Origin of the sequence: Sulfitobacter sp., assembly GCF_041552635.1 — a bacterium.
In the GTDB taxonomy this organism is placed as follows: domain Bacteria; phylum Pseudomonadota; class Alphaproteobacteria; order Rhodobacterales; family Rhodobacteraceae; genus Sulfitobacter.
The window spans coordinates 1-5,654 of the sequence record NZ_JBFEKM010000211.1 but is presented as its reverse complement, the minus strand read 5'-3'; the positions used below and the strand labels follow the sequence as shown (position 1 = coordinate 5,654).

At 60.4% G+C, this 5,654-nt stretch carries 7 protein-coding genes; all 7 read left to right on the top strand.

Features of this window, described 5'->3' with window-relative positions:
• Positions 1 to 355 (top strand): CvpA family protein (locus tag ABYT07_RS18470; protein WP_372993488.1); only part of this gene is annotated, 355 nt, incomplete at its 5' end.
• Between the two features lie 182 nt (positions 356 to 537).
• A complete protein-coding gene (purF, locus tag ABYT07_RS18465; RefSeq protein ID WP_372993489.1) occupies positions 538 to 2,022 on the top strand; it encodes an amidophosphoribosyltransferase in 1,485 nt (494 codons plus the stop codon).
• Positions 2,023 to 2,238: 216 nt separating this feature from the next.
• The gene (locus ABYT07_RS18460) at positions 2,239 to 2,505 is read left to right on the top strand and encodes a pilus assembly protein PilZ (protein ID WP_372993487.1); all 267 of its coding nucleotides are present in this window, start codon (positions 2,239 to 2,241) and stop codon (positions 2,503 to 2,505) included.
• A gap of 40 nt (positions 2,506 to 2,545) precedes the next feature.
• Entirely contained in the window at positions 2,546 to 3,196 is a 651-nt protein-coding gene (locus ABYT07_RS18455; protein ID WP_372993486.1) for an SDR family NAD(P)-dependent oxidoreductase, read from the top strand.
• A gap of 72 nt (positions 3,197 to 3,268) precedes the next feature.
• Positions 3,269 to 4,054, top strand: a complete 786-nt coding sequence (gene surE, locus ABYT07_RS18450) for a 5'/3'-nucleotidase SurE (protein ID WP_372993485.1) — start codon at positions 3,269 to 3,271, stop codon at positions 4,052 to 4,054.
• Positions 4,051 to 4,710, top strand: coding sequence for a protein-L-isoaspartate(D-aspartate) O-methyltransferase (locus ABYT07_RS18445; RefSeq protein ID WP_372993484.1), 660 nt, complete (start codon positions 4,051 to 4,053; stop codon positions 4,708 to 4,710). Before surE ends, ABYT07_RS18445 begins: the two co-directional genes overlap by 4 nt.
• Before the next feature lie 78 nt (positions 4,711 to 4,788).
• A partial coding sequence (locus ABYT07_RS18440) for a LysM peptidoglycan-binding domain-containing protein (RefSeq protein WP_372993482.1) occupies positions 4,789 to 5,654 on the top strand: 866 nt, incomplete at its 3' end.

The following is a 5,654-nucleotide window of genomic DNA, read 5'->3' as shown; positions in this document are numbered from 1 at the left end:
CGAACTTTCGGTCATCGGAGCCTTTGCAATCGTATTTGCAGTGGCTTTAATCGTAGTATCGCTGTTCACGCCGCTGTTTTCGTCGCTGGTGCAACGGTCCGTCCTAGGCGGGTTGGATCAAGGGCTGGGCTTCTTGTTCGGGGTCGCCCGCGGTATCTTGTTGGTGATCATCGCATTTTTCGTTTATAACACCATCATTACCGACCAGACTTTTACGATGGTGGATGACAGCCGCGCGGCGCAGGTCTTTGGCCGCTTTACCGACCGGATCGAAGAACAAAACCCCGAAGCGGCACTGGGCTGGATCACCACCCGCTATGAGGCGCTTGTCGGGGCCTGCGACGTCCCATCCTAAACAAACCTTAGAATTGACCTTTGGGGCCGTCCTTTGCCAAGGGCGGCCCTTTCTTCTTTTTGTGCCCTTGCGTTAACATTCAGCGTTTCTAAATGTGACAGCGGGGTGACAAGCCAAACACAACGGCCTAAACAGACCCTGTCTTCTTCCCCGGAATCGGAGCTTCCCCGTTGTCCAAGATCATGCCCCCCGCACATCCTTTTGATAGCTCGTACCTGCGAGACGCCGATGACGGCGATAAACTCAAAGAAGAATGCGGGGTTTTCGGCGTCGTCGGTGTGGCCGACGCATCGAACTTTGTCGCCCTCGGGCTGCACGCGCTGCAACACCGCGGCCAAGAGGCCGGCGGCATCGTCAGCTATGACCCCACAGACGGCTTCCAGTCCGCCCGCCGCTTTGGCTATGTGCGCGACAACTTTACCTCGCAAAAGATCATGGAAACCTTGCCCGGCGAATTGGCCATCGGCCATGTGCGCTATTCCACATCCGGCAGCAAAGGCCAGACCGCGATCCGCGACGTGCAACCGTTTTTTGGCGAATTCGCCATGGGTGGTGCTGCGATTGCGCATAACGGCAATATCACTAATGCCAACGCCCTGCGCCGCGAACTGATTGAACGCGGCTCGATCTTCCAATCCTCATCAGACAGCGAATGTATCATCCACCTGATGGCGCGGTCGTTGCAACGCAACATTCCCGAACGCATGGAAGACGCCCTGCGCCGGGTCGAGGGCGCGTTTTCCATCGTCGCCATGACCCGCACCAAGCTGATCGGCGTACGCGATCCGTTGGGTGTGCGCCCGCTGGTTCTGGGCAAGGTCGGCGACGGCTGGGCGCTAAGCTCTGAAACCTGTGCGCTTGATATCATCGGTGCCGAATTCGTGCGCGAAATTGAACCGGGTGAAATGGTCGTCATCACTGCCAAGGGCATTGAAAGCCATTTCCCGTTCCGCCGCGTACCCTCGCGGTTCTGTATCTTTGAACACGTCTATTTCAGCCGCCCCGACAGCATCCTTGGTGGCAGATCCGTCTATGAAACCCGCGAGGCGATCGGTCGTGAATTGGCCAAGGAAAGCCCAGTGGATGCAGATCTGGTCTGCCCTGTGCCTGACAGCGGCACACCTGCGGCCATTGGTTTCAGCCTCGAATCGGGCATTCCCTATGCCATGGGGATCATCCGCAACCAGTACATGGGCCGGACGTTTATTGAACCCACCGAACAGATCCGCAATATGGGCGTGCGTCTCAAGCTGAACGTCAACCGTGCGCTGATCAAGGGCAAACGGGTCATTCTTGTGGACGATTCGGTTGTGCGGGGCACGACAAGTCGCAAGATCAAGGAAATGATCTTGGATGCTGGCGCAAAAGAGGTGCATTTCCGCATCGCATCGCCCCCCACAGCATGGCCCTGCTTTTACGGCGTCGACACGCCACAACGCGAAAAGCTGTTGGCCGCGACCATGTCCGAAGAAGAAATGCGAGAGCATTTGCAAGTAGATAGCCTCAAGTTCATCTCACTTGACGGCCTGTATCGCGCCGTGGGCGAGGCTGAAGGCCGCAACAAGAAATGCCCGCAATACTGCGACGCGTGTTTCTCGGGTGAATATCCGGTGACGCCAGCAGATCAAATTGATCAAGGCTTCGAGATGAAGCCAGCCGCTGAATAGACGTCGGACACGAACCACCCCTCATCAGGGCAAATTTAGGGCGGGCAGCGGTTACAACCCCGCGCCCGCCCTTCTTGGGAAAGGCACAGGCAAACCCCTGCCGACCTCTAAGCCAGTCTTTGCCGGACCCCGAACTGCCATCTTTTCGCCCCTCGCCGCCTTTGCTAGCTCAAGCGCAGAAATTCAGGCCACTGAGGCTGGCGAAAAGAGGCGCAGATGACCACCACCACTGACGGCACACCGACACCTGCCAAGGTCGTAAACTTGGCAACCCAGCAAGCCGCTTTGCCGAAACTCACATTGCTCGGCACCTTTGGCAGCCTGACCGATCCCGGAGCCTTGATCCGCGACAACCGTGGCGCAATCCACCGCGTCCGCCTGAACGATACCATCCCCGATGGTGTCGTTGCCGCAATCGGCGACGACAGCTTGGTTCTGGCGGGCAAAAGCCGCACCATTACGCTGAAACTGCCGCAGGGCTAACCCCTTGACGGGCCGCCCCCGCTAAGGCAAAGCGCAAAGCATGACAAAAACAGCCCTCATCACCGGCGCGTCCCGCGGCCTTGGTGCCGCCCTCGCCGAAGCGCTTTGCGACAGCCATCATATCATTGCCGTGGCCAAGACGACCGGCGCACTGGAAGAACTGGATGACCGCATTCAGGCGCGCGGCGGAAGCGCCACCCTTGCCCCGATGGACATCACAAACGACGCGGCCATGGCAACGCTGTGCAGGGGCATCTTTGACCGCTGGGGCACCCTTGATCTATGGCTGCACGCGGCTGTTCATGCCGCGCCGCTGACCCCGACAGATCATATCGACGCCAAGGACATGTCCAAATCGGTGGCGACCAACATCACAGCCACGTCCACGCTGATCACCTATGTCTCGCCGCTGCTTGGCCAAACCGGCCAAGCCGTGTTTTTCGACGATCCCGCCGTCGCGACCAAATTCTTTGGCAGCTACGGTGCGACCAAAGCCGCGCAAATCGCCCTTGCGCGCAGCTGGCAAGCCGAGACCGCCCAGATCGGCCCCAAGATCCACATTGTGACGCCGGCCCCTATGCCCACGGCAACCCGCGCCCGCTTCCACCCCGGCGAAGACCGCACGGCATTGCACAGCCCCCTGTCCCAAGCTGACAAGATTATCGCATCACTTTCCGCTTCTCTGGCTTAAAAATATCCTCGCCGAAGGCTCCCACCTTGCCGCGCCCACATCCCTCCCTTATCAAGGCGAAAAGGGGATATTATGCGCATTCTGATTACCAACGATGACGGCATTCACGCACCGGGCCTGAAAACACTGCACGCCATTGCAACCGACCTTGCCGGCCCCGATGGCGAGGTCTGGACCGTCGCCCCCGCCTATGAACAATCCGGCGTTGCCCATTGCATCAGCTACACCCGGCCAATGATGATTGAACGGATCGGCAAACACCAGTTTTCCGTCGAAGGCAGCCCCGCCGATTGCGTTCTTGCCGCCCTGCACGATTCCATGAAAGACACGCCCCCCGATCTTGTCCTCTCCGGTGTGAACCGGGGCAACAACGCTGCCGAAAATGCGATGTATTCCGGTACCATCGGGGGCGCAATGGAAGCCGCCCTTCAGGGCATCCCTGCTGTCGCCATGTCGCAGTATTATGGTCCCGCCAACCGTGCCCTTGACGATGCGTTCGAGGCCGCTGCCGAGCATGGCACCGATGTCATCCGCCGCATTCTGGCTGCCACGCCTGCACATACGAACGGGTATCGCTTGTTTTATAACGTAAACTTCCCGCCTACGGCAGGTGCCGACGTAAAAGGCATCCGCCTCGCCCCGCAAGGCATCCGGACGGACACCAGTTTTTCCACCACGCCGCATGTCTCGCCCGCCGGGCGCCGTTATCTATGGATTCAAGGTGCTGACCAACAGATCCCGACGCCTGCCGGTACCGACGCCGCCCTGAACCTGGACGGCTACATCACCGTGACGCCGATGCGGGCAGACTTTACCGCCCATGACAGCTTTGCCGCACTTGAAGCCATCAATACATGAACGACGGCGAAGACATCACTGACGCCGAACGCAAGATGCAGTTTCTCTATGCGCTGCGGTCCAAGGGCGTGACGGAAACCCGTATTCTGAATGCGATGGAACAGATCGACCGCGGACCCTTTATCCGGGGCCTGTTCGCGGCGCGCGCCTACGAGGACATGCCACTGCCCATTGCCTGCGGCCAGACCATCAGCCAGCCGTCCGTCGTGGCCCTGATGACCCAAGCGCTCGAGGTCACATCGCGCGACAAAGTCCTCGAGGTCGGGACCGGGTCCGGCTATCAGGCCGCGATCCTCAGCAAGCTGGCGCGCCGGGTCTATACAATCGACCGGCACCGCCGCCTTGTGCAAGAAGCCCGCGAGATTTTCGACGCGATGGATCTGGCCAACATCACCGCCATCACCGCCGACGGCAGCTTTGGCTTGCCCGAACAGGCACCGTTTGATCGCATCATTGTGACCGCCGCCGCCGAAGACCCCCCCGGCCCCTTGTTGGCACAGCTCAAGGTCGGCGGCATTATGGTTGTACCCGTAGGCCAATCCGATGCCGTTCAGCACCTGATCCGGGTGCGCAAGACCGAAACCGGGCTGGAATACGACGAGTTGCGCAAGGTCCGGTTTGTTCCCTTGCTTGAAGGGTTGGGCAAAGACAGCTAAATGCTGTAAAGCTGAAGGGAACTCCGGACGAGATGGAGATCCAAGACCAAAAACGGCACCGAATACGAGGACGAGCAGATGATCCACAAAGCGGCACTGAGGACCTTCAGATTGACGGTTCTGGCAGGCGGCAGCGCAGTCTTACTGGCAGCCTGCGAAACCCCTCTTGATCTAGACATGCGCGGCGGGTTCGGCGACGGATTTTCCACCGCCGATGCCGCGACCAGCGCGTTGTCCAACCGACCCCAGCCGGACAATCGCGGTGTGATTTCATACCCCAATTATCAGGTCGCGGTTGCACGCCGAGGCGATACGCTGACGGATGTGGCCAACCGTGTGGGCACCGATGTGGCCAGTCTGGCGCGCTATAATGGCATCGACCCCACCGTGCCGCTGCGCAAGGACGAAATCATCGCCCTGCCCACCCGCGTCGCCGAACCATCACCGGCAACAGGTGCGTCCGGCACCGGGCCGATCACCACCGCAGCCGTCGATATCCAGTCTATGGCGGGCAATGCCATCAACCGTGCGCCCCAGACGCCGGGCGTGCAAACCAGCAGCCTGCCTGCCGCGCAACCTGCGACACAGCCCAATCCGCAAAAACAAACCGGCCGCGAACCGATCCGCCACCGGGTGGAGCGTGGCGAAACCGCCTTTACTATCGCACGGCTTTATTCGGTGCCCGTGGCGACGCTGGCCGAATGGAACGGGCTCGGGGCTGATTTTTCGATCCGTGACGGCCAATATCTGCTGATCCCTGTGCCACAACAGGCGGCCCCTGCGCGCACGGCCCCTGTGCCACAAACTGCCACACTGCCGGGGGCAGGATCGCCAACGCCAACCCCGCCCAGTGCTGCCAAGCCGCTGCCGCCGGTTGATACAACGCCCACGCCAGCCGCAAGCGCACCTGCCCCCGCCGCGACGAAACCCGTGGCCGATGTGGG

What these genes read in the sequence shown, in the direction of transcription:
- purF (WP_372993489.1), top strand. Translation starts at nt 538, where the DNA reads ATGCCCCCCGCACATCCTTTTGATAGCTCGTACCTGCGAGACGCCGAT.
- ABYT07_RS18460 (WP_372993487.1), top strand. Translation starts at nt 2,239, where the DNA reads ATGACCACCACCACTGACGGCACACCGACACCTGCCAAGGTCGTAAAC.
- ABYT07_RS18455 (WP_372993486.1), top strand. Translation starts at nt 2,546, where the DNA reads ATGACAAAAACAGCCCTCATCACCGGCGCGTCCCGCGGCCTTGGTGCC.
- surE (WP_372993485.1), top strand. Translation starts at nt 3,269, where the DNA reads ATGCGCATTCTGATTACCAACGATGACGGCATTCACGCACCGGGCCTG.
- ABYT07_RS18445 (WP_372993484.1), top strand. Translation starts at nt 4,051, where the DNA reads ATGAACGACGGCGAAGACATCACTGACGCCGAACGCAAGATGCAGTTT.